Here is a 20291-nt window from a genome sequence, read left to right on the forward strand (position 1 = left end):
TTATTAAACAAATAAATATACTATTCTTAGTAATACTGTATATATTGGTGTTAATATTATTTGATATATCCCTGTAAATAAAGCAATCAACAAAATTATATAACTCATATTTTCAAATTTATATACATATTCATTCCATTTATATGGAACAAGTGTAGATATAACTCCCCATCCATCAAGTGGAGGTATAGGCAGTAAATTAAAAGCTGCAAATCCCATACTATATAAGAATACATATTCAGCTATTGTATTTATCGCATACATGTGCACATATTTATTTATAATGACACAGACTATAGCGGTCAGAACATTACAGAAAACACCTGCAAGTGAAACTATCAAATTGCCTATCTTGTAATTTTTAAAATTATTAGGATTTACTGGGACTGGCTTTGCCCATCCTATTCTAAGAATAAACATAGCCAAAAGACCAATTGGGTCGACATGTCTTACAGGATTTAATGTCATTCTTCCATAAGCCTTAGCTGTATCATCACCTAATAAATGTGCCGAGTATGCATGACCAAACTCATGTATTGATATTGCCATGGCTATACCAACCAAACTTGCTACGATTTCTCCTATATTCATACTTAACATTAATGTACATCTCCTAAATTAAATTTTTAATACTATTATAACAATTAAATAACTTATAATCAAAATTATTTTATATTATAATAATTGTGTGTATAAGCATAAAATTAAAATTCATTTTTTACTTTATAACTTTTATTATTATATCATATTAGCTGTAAAAATATAATAATTACACTTATTGGTAGTATAATATTATATTGACATAAACTGACATTGTTGTTATCTTATTGGTGTATTACAAATGAAGGTAACAACAAAATGAATAGTACTGTAGAAAATAATGAACTAAAATTTAGATACACAGTTGAATCAGATACAAACCTTTTATTAAAATTTATAAAAGAACTTGCTTCTTATGAAAACATGTTAGACGAAGTTATTGTAACTGAAAAAATACTTAATCATTAACTATTTGTAAAGAAAAAGGCAGAAGTTTTAATTGGTTAGCAAAATAAATTACATATAAATATTATTTAATTTGACAACTAAAAAAATTAAGTTGTCATTTTTTTAGTTGTTCTTAATTTTTAGTCAATATCATACAAGAACTACAAAAAAATATATGTTACACTTTATACATTATGAAAGGAGGTTGTCCAGTTGAAACAAGAAGAACGCACAGTATGTTTTGATAGTGAATTAGAAATTGAAGCATATAGATTCAAAGGTATTATGCAAAATTTTCCAAACCATTTTCATGAACACTATGTGATTGGTTTTATAGAAAAAGGTCAAAGATATTTATCATGCAAAAACAAAAAGTATACCACAAGCACAGGAGATTTATTACTTTTTAATCCTTTTGATAGTCATACTTGTGAACAAATAGATAATGAAGTTCTTGATTATAGATGTATTAATATTAAACCAGAAATAATGCAAAAAGCTATATTAGAAATTACAGGGAAAAATTATTTACCTCAATTCAATCAGCAGGTAATATTTCGTAGTGAATTAGTACCTTTACTACAAGAACTACATCATATAATTATGGAAGAACAATTAGATTTTAAAAAAGAAGAAATATTCTTTTTCCTAATTGAACAAATAATCAATGAATATACAGAGCCAGTTTTACAATCTAACTCAGAAAAAATAAATACAGAAATTCAAATAGTCTGTGATTATTTAGAAAATAATTATGCTGAACGCATAGCACTTGATGAATTAAGTTATCTAGCAAAAATGAATAAGTACTCATTACTTCGTAATTTTACAAAATTAAAAGGTATTACACCCTATAGATACCTTGAAAATATAAGAGTAAATAAAGCTAAGAAACTTTTAGAAAATGGAATAGAACCTATAGATGCTGCTATACAAACAGGCTTTGTGGACCAAAGTCACTTTACAAATTTCTTTAAAAACTTTATTGGTCTTACACCTAAACAATATCAAAATATATTTATAAACAATGATAAAAATAATTTTAAAGAGGATAAAAAGGAGAATTGAAAAATGGAAAATAAAAATGTAAAATGTGTTATGGTAATAGATGAAAATTTACCAATGGGAATTATATCAAATACAGCAGCAGTAATGGGAGTTACACTAGGTAAATATACTCCAGAAATAGTAGGTCCAGATGTAGTTGACAAAACAGGTAATAATCATTTAGGAATTGTTGCTATACCTGTTCCTATCTTAAAAGGAAACAAAGAAATTATAAAGAATTTACGTAAAAAATTATACACTCCTGAATTTGAAGGATTAACTGTTGTAGATTTTTCAGATGTTGCACAAGGTTGTAATATTTATGAGGAATTCACACAAAAAATTGCCACTGTCCAAGAAGATGAACTACAGTATTTTGGTATAGGAATATATGGAAATAAAAAGCAAGTAAATAAACTTACAGGCAGTATGCCTTTACTTAGATAATCATTGTAAGCATATGCTTATAACAATCTTTAATATATTAAATAAAAATACCCATATAGTACTTCTATACGGGCATTTTTTATGTGAATTATAGCTGTATCTTATCGCAAGTTATTATATCATATTATCAATTATTCTTTGAAGCATTTGTAGGTAACTTGCCTTATTTATATCTTTATTATTTATTAATTCTACTTCACCTATTACTTTTTTATCTTTACATATCTTTATCTTTCCTAAAACAGTACCTTTTTTAATTGGCATTTTAGGATTTTTTACTATTTCTATTTTCTTTTCAAACTTTTTAGAACTTCCTTTTTTAATAAGAGCATTTAAGTCTTCTTTAGCAACTAATTTGACTTTATTTTCATCAGCTTTATCTAATGTAAGTGTAGCGATATTATCTCCCTTACTACACAGCTTAACGCTTTCATAATTTGCAAATCCATAATTTAAAAGACTAGATGCATCATTAAATCTTTCAGGAGAAGTTTCTGCACCCAAAGTCGCCGCAACTAAATGAGTATTACCTCTTTTTGCTGATGCTGATAGACAATATTTAGCTTCTTGAGTAAATCCAGTTTTAACACCAGTAGCTCCTTGATAATGCTTTATAAGCTTATTAGTATTTGCAAGACCTACTGTAACTTGTTTTTTACCTACTACAACCTTATCCATCCATGTAGTTAAGTATTTACTTATCATTTCATGTTTTAATAATTCTCTAGACATTAAAGCTATATCATGAGCAGATGTATAGTGATTTGCTACTGGAAGTCCATTTGTATTTGCAAAATGAGTATCATTCATATTTAGCTCCTTTGCTTTAGAATTCATCCTATCAACAAACCCTTCAACACTTCCAGCCAAGTGTTCAGCCATAGCTACACAGGCATCATTTGCAGAAGCAACAGCTATACCTTTTAATAAAGTATCAACCTTTTGAGTTTCTCCTGGTTCTAAAAATATTTGACTACCACCCATACTAGATGCAGTTTCACTCACTTGTACTTCATCATCAAGTTTAATATCACCTGAATCCAAAGCTTCTACAATAAGTAACATTGTCATTACCTTTGTTACACTGGCAGGAGGAAGCTTCTTATGAGCATCCTTTTCGTATAAAATTTGTCCACTACCAACATCCATCAAAATTGCCGATTTTGAAGATATATTTAGTTGGTTGGCATCAGCATTGTCCTTACTATTTGCAAAAGAAAAACTCAAAGGAGTAAATGCAAGTAATATAGCCAAAGCAGTACTAGCTAATTTTTTCATAGATGTCACCTCTTAAAGTTTATTTAAACTTATTTTCTCACAATTAACTTTTTTTATTCTAAATGCCTAGATATACCTTGACCCAAATTTTTTTTCTTTTCAAGCTTTTTAAAATAACCTTCTAAAACACCTTTATTCGATGCATTTTCTATTATTTCAAAGGCATCTTCATAATTCATTCCATATTCTCCTGCTATTTCCATCTTAGTTTGTTTTAAAGCTTTTCTAGCATTTTGTTTTGAAATATTATCCATAAATATCCTCCTATTAATAAAATTTATATATAAGTAGTTTTTACTAATAAAAGATTGTTATAATTGGTATTTTATGTAATATCTGAATTTTTCAATATTAAAAAGACCTCTTGTAATTCTTAAAATGATATCAATTTAATCTTTTGATATCATTTTAAAAATTACAAGAGGTCTACTTTTCAATTTTATAAACTTTATATCCTATACTTCCATTATTATAGGAAGTATCATTGGATTTCGCTTAGTTTTTTGATATAAATACTCTTTTAGGTTTTCTTTAATGTTATTCTTTAAATAAGCCCATTCTTTAATATTTTTCTCTTCACACTCGTTTAGAACGTTTTTAATTATATCCTTTGCTCCATCCATTAAATCTTCAGACTCTCTTACATACACAAAGCCTCTAGATATTATATCTGGACCTGCTAAAACTTTGCCTTCATCTTTAGAAATAGTTACTACAACTATCATAAGACCATCTTCTGATAAATGCTTTCTATCTCTTAAGACTATATTACCTACATCTCCTACACCTAATCCATCAACTAGTATATTTCCTGTTTGTATACGATTTGCTACTTTAGCAGAGTTTTTATCTAACTCTAAAACATCTCCTGTTTGCATGACAAAAATATTTTCCTTGTCCATTCCAAGTTGTTCAGCTATTTCAGCATGTCTTTTTAACATTCTATATTCACCATGAGCTGGCATAAAAAACTTTGGTCTAACTAATGCATGTATAAGCTTTAATTCTTCTTGACAGGCATGTCCAGAAACGTGTATATCCGCTATATCACTATATACTACTTCTGCTCCTTTTTCAAATAAGAAGTTTATTACTCTTGATATTAATTTTTCATTTCCTGGTATTGGATGAGCAGATATTATAACTAAATCGCCACTCTTTATTTCTACTTTTTTGTGTTCTGAAAAAGCCATTCTAGCAAGAGCTGACATAGGCTCACCTTGTGAACCAGTCGTTATTATCACTAACTCGCCATCTTCATGCTTGTATATATCATTTAAATCTATCAGCATATCGTCAGAAATATCTAAATATCCTAATTCCTTGGCAACTCCAACTACATTTACCATTGAACGACCTGATATAGCAACCTTCCTATTAAACTTTTCAGCTGTATTTATTATTTGTTGTAATCTGTGTATGTTAGATGCAAACGTAGCAACTATAATTCTTCTACCATTTCCCTTTGCAAATAACTCATCAAGACCTACTCCAACAGTTTTTTCAGACATAGTAAATCCTGGTTTTTCTGCATTAGTACTATCTGCCAACATTAAAAGAACTCCTTTTTTGCTCAACTCACAGATTCTATGCATATCCATAACATCACCATCAATTGGAGTTAAGTCAATCTTAAAGTCTCCTGTATGGTATATTATCCCTTGGTCTGTGTGTACTGCAATAGAGTAAGCATCTGGTATACTATGGTTATTTTTCAAAAACTCTACTTCCATATTATCAAGCTTTATAACTTGTCTTGGAGTTATGACATTTAACTTAACATTATTCATCTTATGTTCTTTCAATTTTACTTGTATAAGACCTATACTAAGCCTCGCTCCATATACAGGAACATTTATCTTTTTTAGTATATATGGAAGAGCTCCTATATGGTCTTCATGTCCATGTGTAATAAATATACCCTTTATTTTATCCCTGTTTTTGACTAAATAAGTTATGTCTGGTATAACTATATCTACTCCTAACATTTCATCTTCTGGAAAACTAAGTCCAGCATCTATAACAATTATTTCATCTTTATACTCAACAACAGTCATATTTTTTCCAACTTCGTTAAGTCCACCTAAAGCCATTACCTTTATCTTGTTGGTGTTCTTTTTGAACAATTGCATCATCTCCTTCTGTCTATTTAATTTTTTAACACGTTCTACAATCTTAAATAATATCAAATCACGCACTCGCTACCAGTTATTCTTATTGTACCATAATTCGTATCATATTTTAAGCTATATTTAAAATACATTTAACGTATTATTTTGACAAACCTATTTTATTTTGATATCCTCTAAATATTATATGATTTAATATCTGATATTTTAGGAGGATTTATGCGTGGTAAAACTCATTGTGCAATAGGAATTTTAACAGCTATCCAGACATCTTTAATTTTTACAATTCCTATATCTCTAGTAGATATTTTAGTTTCAGCTACTTTTGCAGTACTGCCCGATTTGGATAAATCTAATTCTATGGTCTCAAATTTCATTCTAAAAAACAATATATCCAAATACATATATAGAATTTTTATATACGCTATTAATATTATTATTTTCTTTATTTCAATAAATATAAATGATAATTTTTATTTAAGTGCAATAATTACATTTGTTGCAATTATAATTATTGAGGCAAAACTAACCCATACATTTCTGAGAAAAATCTTTCTATCATTAATATTTATACTATTAGCTATATGCTTATACATCGTAGAAGTTGAAATATATTTTATAATTTTTTGTCTAATGTTGTCAATTTTTCCCTGGCTAAAGCACAGAAGCTTTTCTCATAGTATATTTGCAACCATCATAATATATTTTTTACTAAAACAAATAGAATTAATCACTAGTATTAATAATTTATCTTTTTATGGAACACTTGGCTATGCAAGCCATATGTTTTTAGGGGATTTATTTACAAAACAAGGAATACCACTTTTTTATCCACTAAGTGAAAAAAAGATTTCCTTAGGATTTTTAACAGTTGGAGGACCATTTAGTAATTTTATAGAAAAATCATTTATTTTCATACTTATAGGATTAATTATATTTTCAATATTAAAATTATAAAAAGCTTTAAAGCTATTTATATTTATACTATATATTTAAATTTATAATAAAAAATGGAAGAATAGCATAGAATATAAAAGTTCTATACTATTCTTCCATCAACATTAAATTACAGAAGAATTATTCTTCTGAATCACTTATTTTATTGCACTCATCACATAATCCATAAAATTTAACATCATGATCAAGTATTTTAAATTTGTACAATGATTGTATTTCTTTTTCTATATTGTCTAAAAGGTCTTCTTTAGCTTCCATTATCTTTCCACAATTTTTACAAATAAGATGATGATGATTATGACAGTCTTCTTTATGTAGACTAATCTCATATCTTATACACCCATCATCTAAGTTTAGTTTTGATATTAATCCTATTTCGTCTAATAACTGCATTGTTCTGTATACAGTAGCTAGACCTATTTCAGGACAGTCAACCCTAACTAAATCATAGATTTCTTCACTACTTAAATGTGAATGGTCATGTTGAAGCAATATCTCAACTATTGCTCTTCTTTGTGGCGTAATCTTAAAACCAGTTTCTTTTAACTTGTCTTTTAATAAATCCATTGTGTTTGCCATAACATCACCCTTACTATTTTCAATTGATAATCTTTATTAAATAATATTGTAATTGATAATTCTTTTTTTGTCAAGACATTTGAAAAAATTTAATTTCTTCTCATAATATAAATATATACCCATAAAAGATATATTATTCACCAAAATCTATAAATTTTTTAATAAAAAACAAAAAAACAGATATATACTATAAATACTTTTTACAATTAATAATTCTTAATTAAAGTAAATACAGTAAAATACCTGATTTTTTATATACAAACTTAATTATTTACCTAGTTAAGTCCATTTGATTCATCTTCGTCGTAATTTAAACCTTCTTCTTCCATTATAGCAGTATATACAGCTACAACAGTTTCATACTCTTCATCACTTTCTAAAGGTATTAGTATTTCTCCTTCTTCATCTTCATCAATTCTAAATATTAAAGCTTCTTCAGCCTCTTCATCATCTAAAGGCATTAATATTGCATATTCTTTTCCTTCTGCTTCTAATGTTAATATTATTTCAAATTGGCTTTCTACACCATTTTCATCAATTAAATTTATTATATTTTCTTCCATAATGTCATTCACCTCAAATTTATTTTTATTTTTATTATTTATATTATATATCATAAGTATTCAATTTTATAGTTCTTTTATGAATTTATTTTAAAATCTAAATATCCTTGTAAAATTATTACTGCTGCCAACATATCTATAACCTTTTTTCTTTTTTGTCTACTAACATCCGCTTCTAACAAAGATCTCTCTGCCGCTACTGTAGAAAGTCTCTCATCCCAAAACTCTACATCAATTCCTGTTTCTTCTTTTAATAATTCACAAAACTTAATTACCTTTTCTCCTTGTGGTCCTAAAGTACCATTCATATTTTTTGGTAATCCTGACACAATTTTATTTACTTGTTTTTCTTTTATTATAGCTTTTAATTCTTCAATATCCTTCTTCTTGCCAACTCTTCTTACCGTTTTTATCCCTTGTGCAGTTAATCCCATTAAATCACTTACAGCAACTCCAATAGTTTTATCTCCAACATCAAGACCCATTATTCTTCCATCTAACATATTTTCTCCTTTTATTTACCTTATTTTATAAAACATATACATTTCATTAATTACAAAAATTGCAATATGAATTTTTGATGTAAGCTGTTTGGTTTACATTAATAATCATATTGCAACTTTTTATTCAAAGCATATATACATTAAAAAATTTTTAGTTATTTTTTTCAAATATTATCATGTTTATGCTTATTATTATAAGTGGTATAAGTATATATATAGATGCTGTAGATGCAGCAACTATACCAGAGTCATTAACTAAAAGAGTAATTATACAACCAACCATAGATGCAATGAATCCTTTAAACAAAATTGGAAAATTATTCATTATCTTTCTAAAGTGTCTAGATGGTTTAAATATAAGTACTGCAATCACAGCAATTCCCACAAGTAAAATATTTACCCATACACTTGTCTGTGCTAATTGCATATTCATTTGAATTTTTCTTCCAAATGTCTGCAATATCTCTCCTGGTCCATTTAAGAAAATTCTTTGTACAAACATTCCTAAGTGAGATTCACTACCTGAGATTATATCTAGAGCTGCAAATGCACAAACAACAACCACAGCTGAAATAGCTAATAGTGCAACTTTTTTAATATCTAGTTTAGCATCATATATAAGCATTATAAACAACAAATATGCTACACATTCTGATATTGCTCCACCAACATTTGCCCCCATAGAAGGATATGCGCTAGTTATAAGTATTATTAATGAAAATATTACAACAAGTGGCTTAGAAACCTTCTTGTAATGTAATAAAACTGCTAAACCAAATACTGCACTTGCTATGGTTACACCTTCATACTCATTTCCTACACCATAGTATCTGGCACCAATAACAGCATCATAACTCATTATATTATTTTGCATTAAGTATGTTCCAAATACAGAATCTATGACTATTATTAAAATAGTCAGTGTTGCAAAAAATCCCATATGTTTTATATCATTGTCTTTAAATAACTTTCGACCTAATAAGTATAACACTAGTGTAGTTACAAATATTCCCAAAGATATTGTAATTGGGGTCTTAAAATTCATCAAAGGAGCCAACATAAATGACAGAGGCATTATTATACCCAATTTTATAAACTCCTTAAGTACTTTGAATACACGCTCTTTATGTGGCATGTAATTTCTAAAGAATATTGCAAACATTGCAATCACCCAAGAGGCAGATATTACACCTACAAATCCATTTATGATACTTGACCTTATAGATGATATAGATACTATCTTTTTATAAAGTGATTTTAGGTAACTAGCATTATCTTCTTTGTCAACCAAAGTATAACTTCTACCCACCATTTCATCATTTTTAAGACCAAACTCATTTAATATGTCCACTCCAACATCTAAGTTTGCAACAATACCAGCTTTTCTTGTTGTAGCAGATTCCAATAGACCCTTTCCTTCTCCACTAAATTTTATTATTGGAGAAAGTCTTCTCTTATTTTTATAATCTAAATCACTTGGAAAAGCACTTGATACATAAACAGTATCATTTTCTCCAACCATAGAAAATACTTCTTTAAGGTATTTATCTATATTTTTTACAATATTTTTCTTCATTGCAGCATAAGTATTATCATTTAAACTCAATCTATACATATCTAATCTATATGTATCTCCAAGTTCTATAAATATAGCATCACTATTTTTATAAGACTTTTTAGTTTCATCTAATAACTTATCGTAGTCTGTAACTATTCCAAACGGCATCTTAGAATCTTTTTTGTTAATATCATCAATATTCCCAGAATCAATTCTTCCATATTGATCCATAGCAACTAAACATAAATTTCTATTTTTAACCAATTGGTTATTTTCAATTATATCAGCATTTCCAATTACGGATGTTTTTAGTCCATTTTCTGATAAAGTTTTTCCCAATGAACCTAAGGTTGCTCCATATTCTCCATACTCTAGATTTTCATTTATTGACCTATTAATACTTAAATTATTTATCTCTTTAGCTTTTTGACCTGTTGCAACTTCAAAAGTTTTAGCAGTATCTTGGTCTACTTTTTGAAAATTGATATAGTCTTCAGTAGTTACATCAGCTCTTACTCCTGCACCCATACTAGCATAAGACCTTCTATCATCAGTACCTTGATCCCCTCTTATATTCATAAGAGCTATATGACCTCTCTTTTCTAGCTCACTCTTTAAGATTGGAACCTTCAACATACTTCCAAGATTGGTCCTATTCATATCAATAAATATGACTTTGCCCTTTTCTTCAGCAGAACTGTAGCTAGCAGTTGATACAAAAATCATAATAACTACTGCCAACAATGACATAATCTTTTTTCTCATTTATTTGACCTACTTTCTATTCAGATAGTGCGTGATTACTTCTTCAAGTATCTCATCTCTTTCAAATTTTTTAATTATAGCTCTTGCATTTTTATGACTAGTTATATAACTAGAATCGCCAGAAAGGAGATACCCTATAATTTGATTTATAGGGTTATATCCTTTTTCAACTAGTGCTTTATATACAAAATCTATCGTATCTCCCACACTCATTCTATCTTCTGGTATTCCTTCAAATTTCATAGTGTAGTCTAAATCTTTTTCCAAACTAAAAACCTCCTTAAGTGAATGTTATTTAACTTGTGTCTTAATAACCTCACTTGCATAGCTTAGAGCTTGGTCAACCTTAGATATGTCACTAGCTCCTGCTTGTGCCATATTAGGTCTTCCTCCACCTTTTCCTCCAGCTATTTTTGCAACTTCTCTAACTATATTCCCTGAATGTATTCCTTTATCTAACACATCTTTAGTAGCAGTAACTACAAAGTTAACTTTATCATCTACTACATTTGCCAATACTACTACACCAGAGCCAAGCTTATCTCTTAAATTATCTGCTGTTTCTCTTAGTGTATCCATATCCATACCTTCAAATTTATTAGTTATTAAGTTAACTCCATTTACTTCAAGCTTAGAATCAAAAATAGAATCAGCTGATTGTAAACTCATTTTAGTCTTTATATCATGTAATTCTTTAGATAAATTTTTATTTTCTTCTAATAAAGAACTTATTCTTTGAATTAAATTATCTTCTTTAGATTTTAAATTTACACAAACTTCAGATATAATTCCTTCTTTTTCTTTTAAGTATTCATAAACAGCTTTTCCTGTTATTGCTTCTATTCTTCTTACTCCTGCTGCTACTCCACCTTCAGACAATATTTTAAACATTCCTATCTGAGAAGTATTTGTCAAGTGAGTTCCTCCACAAAGTTCTGTAGAATAATCTCCCATAGAAACTACTCTTACTTCATCACCATATTTTTCACCAAATAGTGCTGTAGCTCCTTTTTCTTTTGCCTCTTTTATATTCATAATATCACATTTTATGTCTAAAGATGATAAAATAACATTATTTACTTTTTCTTCTATAACTTTTAATTCTTCATTTGATATAGCTTCAAAGTGAGTAATATCAAATCTTAATCTATCTGGAGTAACTAAAGAACCAGCTTGATTAACATGCTCTCCTAATACTTCTTTTAGTGCTTTATGAAGTAAATGTGTAGCACTATGGTTTCTTGCAGCAGACATTCTAACATCTCTATCTACTAATGTCTTTACTTTATCTCCATTACTTATTTTTCCTGATTTTATTATACCTATATGTTTTATACTATTATTAGCACCTTTTTTAGTATTTAATACTTCCACTACTAAATTTTCGTTAGTTATTAATCCACAATCACCAACTTGTCCTCCACCTTCAGGATAGAAAGTAGTATTGTCTAGTACTATAGATACTTTATCACCTTCTTTTGCATTTTGAACTAATTCATCCTCTTTAACTATAGCTTCAATAATTCCTTCACCATATAATTCACTAGATCCATTAAACATACTATCTATAGTAGACTCTAATTTTGATAGAGGGTCTTCCTTCCAACTTTCTCCATCCATATTTCCTCTAGCATTTCTAGCTCTTTCTTTTTGTTTTTCCATTTCTTCATTGAAAGACTCTTCATCTACAGATAAATGTTCTTCTTCCAAAATTTCTTTAGTTAAGTCTATAGGGAATCCATAAGTATCATACAGTTTAAAGGCTTCTTGACCACTTAAAACAGTTTTTCCTTCATTCTTTAATGCTTCTATATATGAGTTCAATATTTCTGTTCCTTGGTCTATAGTTTCATTGAATTTTTCTTCTTCTATTCCAACAACTTTTTTAATATAACTTTCTTTTTCAACTAAAACTGGATATGCTTTATCATTTACCTTTATAACTTCATCTATCAGTTTTTGTAAGAATAATTCTTTTACACCTAATAGTTTACCATGACGAGCAGCACGTCTAAGAAGTCTTCTAAGAACATAGCCTCTTCCCTCATTTGATGGAAGTACTCCATCACTAACTAAGAATGTCACAGCTCTTATATGGTCAGTTATTATTCTTATTGATATATCATTTTTTGGATTTACTCCATATTTTACTCCTGTTAACTTTTCAACTGCTTCCAATATAGACTTAATAGTATCTACTTCAAAGATAGTGTCCACACCTTGCATGATACATCCCATTCTTTCAAGGCCCATACCTGTATCTATATTTTTACTTTCTAATAGACTGTAGTTTCCTTCTTCATCTCTATCAAACTGAGTAAATACATGGTTCCAGAATTCTAGGTATCTGTCACAATCACAGCCTGGTTTACAGTCTGGATTATCACATCCATATTCTTCTCCTCTATCAAAATATATTTCTGAACAAGGACCACAAGGACCTGTACCTATCTCCCAGAAGTTATCATCTTTACCAAGTCTAACCATTCTTTCTTCTGGGAAATTCATTTCTTTTGCCCATATATCATAAGAATCGTCATCTTCTTCATATACAGTTACCCATATTTTATCTTCTGGGATACTTAGCCATTCTGTGACAAATTCCCATCCCCATTTAATTGATTCTCTTTTAAAGTAATCTCCAAATGAGAAGTTACCCATCATTTCAAAAAAAGTGGCATGTCTTGCAGTTATACCTACATTTTCTATATCTCCAGTTCTTATACATTTTTGAGATGTACACATTCTTAAACTTGGAGGTACTTCTACACCTGAAAAATAATTTTTTAAAGGTGCCATACCTGAGTTTATAAGCAATAAACTCTTGTCATTGTTTGGTACTAAAGAATAGCTATCTGCTACATAGTGACCTTTTGACTCAAAAAATTCTAAAAACTTACTTCTTATCTCGTTTAGTCCCATCTTTTCCATATTATGTTCCTCCTAATAAATTATATTTTTTCGTTTAAATAAAAAACCTCGTCCCTATAAATAAATTTATAGGGGCGAGGACAATCGCGGTACCACCCTAATTATCATAAAAAATTATGATATCTTCGGAAAACCTTAGCTATAACGTAACTACCGTCAATCTCTACTTAAATCTACCTTGTTAATTCAAAGTACATTGTTCAAAATTGCTACTAAAAGGCTGCTTCAAATATTTTATTCTAAGGGCTTTCAGCATGTTCCCTCTCTCTGTAAGACATCAAATACTTTACTATTCCTTATCACTGTATTTGTTTTTAATTAATATAATAATTATATTACTAAATTTTACAAAATTAATCAATACTATATTTTCATATACAATAAATTTATTTTATAAACTTTGTTTTAGATTTATAGACTATATTACTTATTTTATAAGTTTCTTGGATATTTTTATAAACTTTTCTCTATTATTCCTCCGCCTACTACAATATCTCCATCGTACATTACAACAGATTGACCTTTTGTAATAGCTCTTTGAGCTTCATCAAATACTATTTTAATAGTATTTTCTCCAACATTATAAATAGTAGCTGGTGATGGTTTTGCAGAGTATCTTATTTTTGCTTGAACTCTTAATGGCTCTTCTAGTTTGTCTATTGATATAAAGTTAACATCTTTTGCAATAAGTTCTTTTTTAAATAATTCTTCGTTGTCTCCAAGGACAATAGTATTATTTATTGGATTTATATCTACTACAAACATTGGTTTGCCAAAAGTAATTCCAAGACCTTTTCTTTGTCCTATTGTATAGTATAGTATCCCTTTATGTTTTCCAAGTACATTTCCTTTAGTATCTACAAAAAAACCTTCTTCAATACGCTTTTCAGAATGTTTTTTTACATAATTTGCATAGTCATTATCTTTAACAAAACAAATTTCTTGACTATCGGGTTTATTATGGACTGCCATTCCCATTTCTTTAGCAATTTCTCTTACTCTATCCTTTTCATAATCACCTATTGGTAGTAGTGTATGTTTTAATTGTTCTTGTGTAAGATTATAAAGTGCATAAGTCTGGTCTTTTTTATCTGTAACAGATTTTTTTAATAAATATCTTCCTGTATCTTCATCTTTTTCTATTTTTGCATAGTGACCTGTAGCCACATAATCACATCCTATTTGTCTAGCTCTTTTATAAAAATCGTCAAATTTTATATGTTTATTACAAGCTATACAAGGATTAGGAGTTTTTCCTTCTAAGTATTCATCTATAAAATAATCTATTACTTTTTCTTTAAATACTTCTCTAAAATTAAGAACATAAAATGGTATTCCTATTTTATTTGCTACTCTTCTAGCATCTTCAACTGCTGATAAAGAGCAACAACCACCTTCATTTTCAACTTCGTCATCGTCTTGCCATAATTTCATAGTAACACCAATGACGTCGTATCCTTGCTGTTTTAAAAGATATGCAGCTACAGAACTATCTACTCCTCCACTCATACCTATCATTACTTTTTTATTCATAAACAAATTTCACCTCATCTTTTGCATTACTTATTATTATACCATATAGAGCAAGCATTGTATTTATTTAAAATATAGCTTGCTCTATTTTCTAAAAAAAATAATATTATTAGGTAATTTTAAAAGATTTAAGGGTAATTTTTTATTTATTAACTACCACTACTGACGCTGTTGTTTCTGTTATTATATTCTTAGAATTACTAACATCAACTAGTTCTATTTTCACCTTATAAGTACCTTCTTTATTTCCAACTAGATAAACTTCTGTTGTTGCACCTTGTAATGGAAAACCTTCCATTGGTCCCCATCCTGTTTTTACTATGTTAAACCAGTTTCCATTGCTATCCTTAGCAATTAGTTGTATTCCACCTAACTCTGCTGAACCTTCTTCTGGTCTTATTTGAACTCTTACATTATTATAATCATTTTTGCCTTTATTTAGTGTAATCTTTACAGGAGTTCTACCATCTACACTTTCAAACTTAGGTATACTGCCATTTTCATCCTCATCTATTTTATTCTCTTCCGTTATATTAGCTATATCATTATTTTCATTTATAGTTATAGAAGCTTTACCCCAAGTAGCAGTTTTTGAATCTTGTAATAATATACAATCTCCATATCCATTAACAATCACTTTATCTTTATCATAGTTATCAGTTTTTATTGGAGTATATTCACTTATCTTACAATCACCTATTAAATCTAGACTTGCATTAGTTTCATTTACAATTCCATCATCTTTTACATATTCTACATTAACTCCATACCATCCGTTTCCACTTGTTACAAGATTTGAAGCTATTACTGATGAACCATTTACTATTAAACCTGCCCCTTTATTATTATTTAAAGTTACATTGTTTAATTCAACATTTTGTGATAAATAAACATGCATTCCTGATTTATTTAATTTGTCTGAATCTAAACCTGTTACTTTTAGATTGTTTATTTTTACACCATCTTTTCTGTCTATTGTTACTATATTTTCGTACCCTGGTTTAGTATCAGTAAATTCTACAGCTTTTTTCAATTCAGCATTATTAATACCATTTATAACTATTTTTTTATCTATAACAACTGGCTTTTTAACATCTATTTGTCCACTTATTTCCCACACTTGACCATCTTCTTGTAAAGCAAGTGCTTCTTCTAATGTATCAGTATCAGTAATCTTTATTGTCTCCACTTTAGCAGGTTCAGCTACCGTTACTGTAATAGTTGGAAGTGATACTCCTTCTGATAGCTTATATCCACTTGATAGACTTGCACTAAATATATACTTTCCTGCTACTTGGCTAGCATATTCTGGTGTACTTTTCCAAGTTACACCTACTTTTGTATTAGCCACTCCAGACACAGTTGCTGATAACTCTTTTGGTAAGTTTAACTTACTTAATTCTGTTCCATTTTCTACATTTTGTACTTTTATTGAATTATCAAGTGCTGTTATTGATGTTATCAATTTATCTTTTACAGATGAACCACCACTTGAACTTCCTCCACTTGATGAAGAGCCTCCAGATGAACTTCCACCTGGTTTAGTGCCATCTACACTTGGAGTCTGAGAACCTTCTACTTTGTCAGTTATTGTTCCTTCATTTTTTATATTTGTTCCTGTAGCATCATTTTTTATGTTTGTTATTTTTCCGTTGTTTTTAACTACAACATTGCTAGAATTATTTTGTATTTCTACTTTTTCTATTTTTGCTCCACTTTCATTTATTATTGTTCCACCTTTACTATCCTTAACCAAAACTTTATTTATTGTACCTTTATTTACTATATCTGCATTTGGAGCAGTTACTACTATCGTACCTGTATATGTACCATTTAAATTTACAGAAATTGAATTATTAGTACTCAATGATAAATCATTTGACATAGTTCCTGATGGCTTAATATTTATAATATCATTTGCATCAGCTTTATCTAAAGCTATTTTTAACTCTTCTATATTTTTAACTTCATATGTTGTTGTAGATTGTGATTTTTTTATCTCAGAAAAAGCATTCTCATTGCCTGAACCACCAACCTGTGTAACTGTTTTTAAGCTTTTAGTATTTAATACTTTTTCTTGTTCTTTATTTAATTTATTTCCAACTAAAACTACTGGTGAATTATTTTTTGCTGCCAATGAACCTACTGCTAATGAATCTATAAGATCTCCTTGTTTATTCATACCATCTTTTGTTATATATGCATTTTTCAACTCTTTTGAACCATATAATCCACTTATAACAGCCGCATTAGTTTCATTTCTATCTTTTCCTGATAATCTTTTAGGACTAGGTAAAGTGCTTTTTGTAGCTTCTGAAATCGACTGCACTCCTCCTATTACATAAGATGTTTTTATACCTTTATCTTTTATAAATTGATTTGATTGTTTTATTCCATCTTCTGGACTAGAAAGAATTATTGGCATTTTATTTTGAGCAGCCGCAGCTCCTACACTTACTGCGTCAGCAAGACCTTTTTCTCCATTAACTACAACTATCTCTGAAATATTACTACTTGTTTTTCTTCCAAGAGACTCATCTAATTTTTTAGCTATTTCTAAAGAAGTTTGATATCTATCATTTCCTGAGATTCTTTCTGTATCAATTTTTAATGATTTTAATTGTGTCTCTACCTCTGAACCTAAAGTTTTTGTCCCGCCTATTAAATATACTTTTTCTGCTTTTAACCTTATTATTTCTGCTTTAGCTCTATCATCTAATTTATTGTTTTGTGTCAAAAGAATTGGTGCATTCTTAGAACCAGCAAAAGGAGTTGCAGTCAATGCGTCTACTATAGTATTATCATTAACTAATATCACATTTTTAGATGTATCCCATCCTTTTTTACTTATTTGTATGGCAGTTTCCCATCTACCTGAACCTTTAAGTGTATCACTGTTTGTTTGAGCACTTGATATGCCTGCTGTCGCACTACTAGCTACTAATGATATAGTAAGTATTGCTGCTATCCTCTTTGGTATTTTCATAACTGTTCCCCCTAATATTGTATTTAGTTGAAATGTGCCTTTTTAAAGAAAATAGCATTTTTAAGTAAAAATTTCTGAAAATATATTTTTATATGAAATCCTCGTAAACGATTGATTTGCTGAGATTTTTTATATTTTTTAATGTTTAAATATTATGGATGTGTATATTTTTTTATTATTTCATTAATTTCCAAAACGGGCTAGAATGGCAGTTTTAACAATAAAAAATAGCCGTTTTCTTTAAAACGGCTATTTTTCATCTTACTATACCATTATACACTTTTTTAAAATGATTTTAAACTTTTTTTGGAAAATTATTCCTTATTTTATTCTTCTTCCTCAATATCATGGTCATGAGCATCATCTATAACATATCCATCTAATTCTGGTATATGGATATTATTCTTTTTAGCATAGTCTATAAGTGCTGCTTTTACAGCTTGTTCTGCTAAAACTGAACAGTGCATTTTTACTGGTGGTAAACCATCCAAAGCTTCAGCAACAGCTTTATTTGTAAGGTCTAATGCATCTTTTATAGTCTTTCCTTTTATCATTTCAGTTGCCATAGAAGAACTTGCTATAGCTGAACCACAGCCAAATGTTTTAAACTTAACATCTTTTATTATGTCTCCTTCTATGTCTAAAAATATCTTCATTATATCTCCACATGTAGGATTTCCAACTTCACCTACACCACTTGCACCTTCAATTTCTCCCATATTTCTTGGGTTCATAAAATGTTCCATAACTTTATCACTATATTGCATTATTTTTTCCTCCTACATTAATTTATGCCTATTTTTTATGTCTTATCTATTTTGTCTATTTTACTAATCCTTGTTTCTTTGCATCATCGTAAAGTGGTGACATACTTCTAAGTCTTTCTATAACTTTTGGTAAATTTTCTAATATATAATCTATATCATCATCCGTTGTAAAATCTCCAACTGTAAGTCTCAATGAACCATGTGCTATTTCATGTGGTAAACCTATTGCAAGTAATACATGTGAAGGGTCTAATGAACCAGAAGTACATGCAGAACCACTTGAACCAGCAATTCCTAACATATCTAATAGTAAAAGTATTCCTTCACCTTCTATAAATTGGAATGCAAAGTTTGCATTTCCTGGTAATCTATTTTCTAAACTACCATTTATTCTTGTATAAGGTATTCTTTCTAAAACACCATCTATTAACTTATTTCTAAGACGAGTTAAAGTCTCAACATGGTTTTGCATATTTGCTTTAGCTAATTCTGCTGCTTTTCCATATCCAACTATTGCAGGTATATTTTCTGTACCTGCTCTTTTACTTTTTTCTTGTGCTCCACCATGGACAAAGTTATGAAGTCTTACACCTTTTCTTATGTATAAAGCTCCAACACCTTTTGGTCCATATATTTTATGTGAAGACATACTCATTAAATCTATTCCTAATTCTTTAACATCTACTGGAATATTACCTGAAGCTTGTACTGCATCAGTATGGAATAATATACTGTGTTTTTTAGCTATTTCAGATATTTCTTTAATAGGTTGTATAGTTCCTATTTCATTATTTGCAAACATTATACTTATTAGTATAGTAGTATCTTTTATTGAATCTTCTAATTGTTTTAAATCAATTTTTCCTTCGCTATCAACATCTAAATAAGTTATTTCAAATCCATGATGTTTTTCTAAGTATTCACATGTATGAAGTATTGCATGGTGTTCTATTTTTGAAGTTATTATATGATTACCTTTATTTTTATTAGCATAAGCTACACCTTCTAATGTCCAGTTGTCACTTTCTGAACCACCTGCTGTAAAATATATTTCATTAGGTTCAGCATTTATAAGGGCTGCTACTTGTTCTCTTGCTTTATCTAAAGCATCTTTTGCTTCTCTTCCGAATGTGTGAAAACTAGATGCATTGCCAAAATAATCTGTTAGGTATGGCATCATTGCATCTAATACTTCTTTTTTAACAGGTGTTGTTGCAGAATAATCCATATACAATCTTCTTTTTTCCATTACATTCATCTC

The 20291-nt window shown here is 28.9% G+C and carries 18 protein-coding genes and 1 other annotated feature; of the genes, 4 read left to right on the forward strand and 14 right to left on the reverse strand.

The genetic code is table 11. The annotated features are described in order from the left end of the window. Positions 1–3: 3 nt before the first annotated feature. On the reverse strand, positions 4–600 hold the full coding sequence (locus JJC01_14260) for a site-2 protease family protein (GenBank protein UDN57329.1): 597 nt from the start codon (positions 598–600) through the stop codon (positions 4–6). A 258-nt stretch (positions 601–858) separates the two neighbouring features. Between JJC01_14260 and JJC01_14265 the strand changes: the two genes are divergently transcribed. The 3 genes from JJC01_14265 (at position 859) to JJC01_14275 (ending at position 2481) form a co-directional block, all read left to right on the forward strand. After that, on the forward strand, positions 859–1008 hold the full coding sequence (locus tag JJC01_14265; protein UDN57330.1) for a hypothetical protein: 150 nt from the start codon (positions 859–861) through the stop codon (positions 1006–1008). 192 nt (positions 1009–1200) lie between these two features. After that, on the forward strand, positions 1201–2055 hold the full coding sequence (locus JJC01_14270; GenBank protein UDN57331.1) for an AraC family transcriptional regulator: 855 nt from the start codon (positions 1201–1203) through the stop codon (positions 2053–2055). Between the two features lie 3 nt (positions 2056–2058). Further along, positions 2059–2481: a DUF2000 domain-containing protein gene (locus JJC01_14275; protein ID UDN57332.1), complete on the forward strand. Its 423-nt coding sequence runs from the start codon at positions 2059–2061 to the stop codon at positions 2479–2481. Positions 2482–2595: 114 nt separating this feature from the next. On the opposite strand, the gene JJC01_14280 is transcribed toward JJC01_14275, so the two are convergent. From JJC01_14280 to JJC01_14290, 3 genes are all read right to left on the reverse strand, one after another. Beyond that, positions 2596–3759, reverse strand: a complete 1164-nt coding sequence (locus JJC01_14280) for a D-alanyl-D-alanine carboxypeptidase (protein UDN57333.1) — start codon at positions 3757–3759, stop codon at positions 2596–2598. A gap of 53 nt (positions 3760–3812) precedes the next feature. Then, positions 3813–4013 (reverse strand): spore protein, encoded by a 201-nt coding sequence (locus JJC01_14285; GenBank protein ID UDN57334.1) that lies wholly within the window; start codon positions 4011–4013, stop codon positions 3813–3815. A 201-nt stretch (positions 4014–4214) separates the two neighbouring features. Then, positions 4215–5891 carry a ribonuclease J gene (locus JJC01_14290; GenBank protein UDN60187.1) on the reverse strand — a complete coding sequence of 559 codons (1677 nt, stop codon included), beginning with the start codon at positions 5889–5891 and terminating at the stop codon, positions 4215–4217. 216 nt (positions 5892–6107) lie between these two features. On the opposite strand from JJC01_14290, the gene JJC01_14295 reads away from it, so the two are divergent. Then, positions 6108–6845: a metal-dependent hydrolase gene (locus JJC01_14295; protein ID UDN57335.1), complete on the forward strand. Its 738-nt coding sequence runs from the start codon at positions 6108–6110 to the stop codon at positions 6843–6845. Positions 6846–6965: 120 nt separating this feature from the next. Here JJC01_14295 and JJC01_14300 read toward each other — a convergent pair whose 3' ends face one another. The 10 genes from JJC01_14300 to nifS form a co-directional block, all read right to left on the reverse strand. Continuing rightward, positions 6966–7424, reverse strand: coding sequence for a transcriptional repressor (locus JJC01_14300; protein ID UDN57336.1), 459 nt, complete (start codon positions 7422–7424; stop codon positions 6966–6968). Between the two features lie 275 nt (positions 7425–7699). Further along, on the reverse strand, positions 7700–7987 hold the full coding sequence (locus tag JJC01_14305) for a DUF1292 domain-containing protein (GenBank protein ID UDN57337.1): 288 nt from the start codon (positions 7985–7987) through the stop codon (positions 7700–7702). Positions 7988–8064: 77 nt separating this feature from the next. After that, complete coding sequence (gene ruvX, locus JJC01_14310; GenBank protein ID UDN57338.1) at positions 8065–8490, reverse strand: Holliday junction resolvase RuvX; 426 nt, start codon at positions 8488–8490, stop codon at positions 8065–8067. Positions 8491–8641: 151 nt separating this feature from the next. Then, positions 8642–10813, reverse strand: a complete 2172-nt coding sequence (locus JJC01_14315) for a hypothetical protein (GenBank protein ID UDN57339.1) — start codon at positions 10811–10813, stop codon at positions 8642–8644. Positions 10814–10822: 9 nt separating this feature from the next. Beyond that, positions 10823–11080 carry an IreB family regulatory phosphoprotein gene (locus JJC01_14320; protein ID UDN57340.1) on the reverse strand — a complete coding sequence of 86 codons (258 nt, stop codon included), beginning with the start codon at positions 11078–11080 and terminating at the stop codon, positions 10823–10825. Positions 11081–11104: 24 nt separating this feature from the next. Continuing rightward, a complete protein-coding gene (gene alaS / locus JJC01_14325) occupies positions 11105–13744 on the reverse strand; it encodes an alanine--tRNA ligase (protein UDN57341.1) in 2640 nt (879 codons plus the stop codon). 67 nt (positions 13745–13811) lie between these two features. Beyond that, positions 13812–14056: a binding site (T-box leader), on the reverse strand. 141 nt (positions 14057–14197) lie between these two features. Further along, the gene (gene mnmA / locus JJC01_14330; protein UDN57342.1) at positions 14198–15277 is read right to left on the reverse strand and encodes a tRNA 2-thiouridine(34) synthase MnmA; all 1080 of its coding nucleotides are present in this window, start codon (positions 15275–15277) and stop codon (positions 14198–14200) included. A gap of 142 nt (positions 15278–15419) precedes the next feature. Continuing rightward, positions 15420–18263 (reverse strand): cell wall-binding repeat-containing protein, encoded by a 2844-nt coding sequence (locus JJC01_14335; protein UDN57343.1) that lies wholly within the window; start codon positions 18261–18263, stop codon positions 15420–15422. 326 nt (positions 18264–18589) lie between these two features. Further along, the gene (gene nifU / locus JJC01_14340; GenBank protein UDN57344.1) at positions 18590–19030 is read right to left on the reverse strand and encodes a Fe-S cluster assembly scaffold protein NifU; all 441 of its coding nucleotides are present in this window, start codon (positions 19028–19030) and stop codon (positions 18590–18592) included. 55 nt (positions 19031–19085) lie between these two features. Next, positions 19086–20279 (reverse strand): cysteine desulfurase NifS, encoded by a 1194-nt coding sequence (gene nifS / locus JJC01_14345; GenBank protein UDN57345.1) that lies wholly within the window; start codon positions 20277–20279, stop codon positions 19086–19088. Between the last annotated feature and the right edge of the window lie 12 nt (positions 20280–20291).

Source organism: Clostridioides sp. ES-S-0010-02 (assembly GCA_020641055.1).
GTDB lineage: Bacteria > Bacillota > Clostridia > Peptostreptococcales > Peptostreptococcaceae > Clostridioides.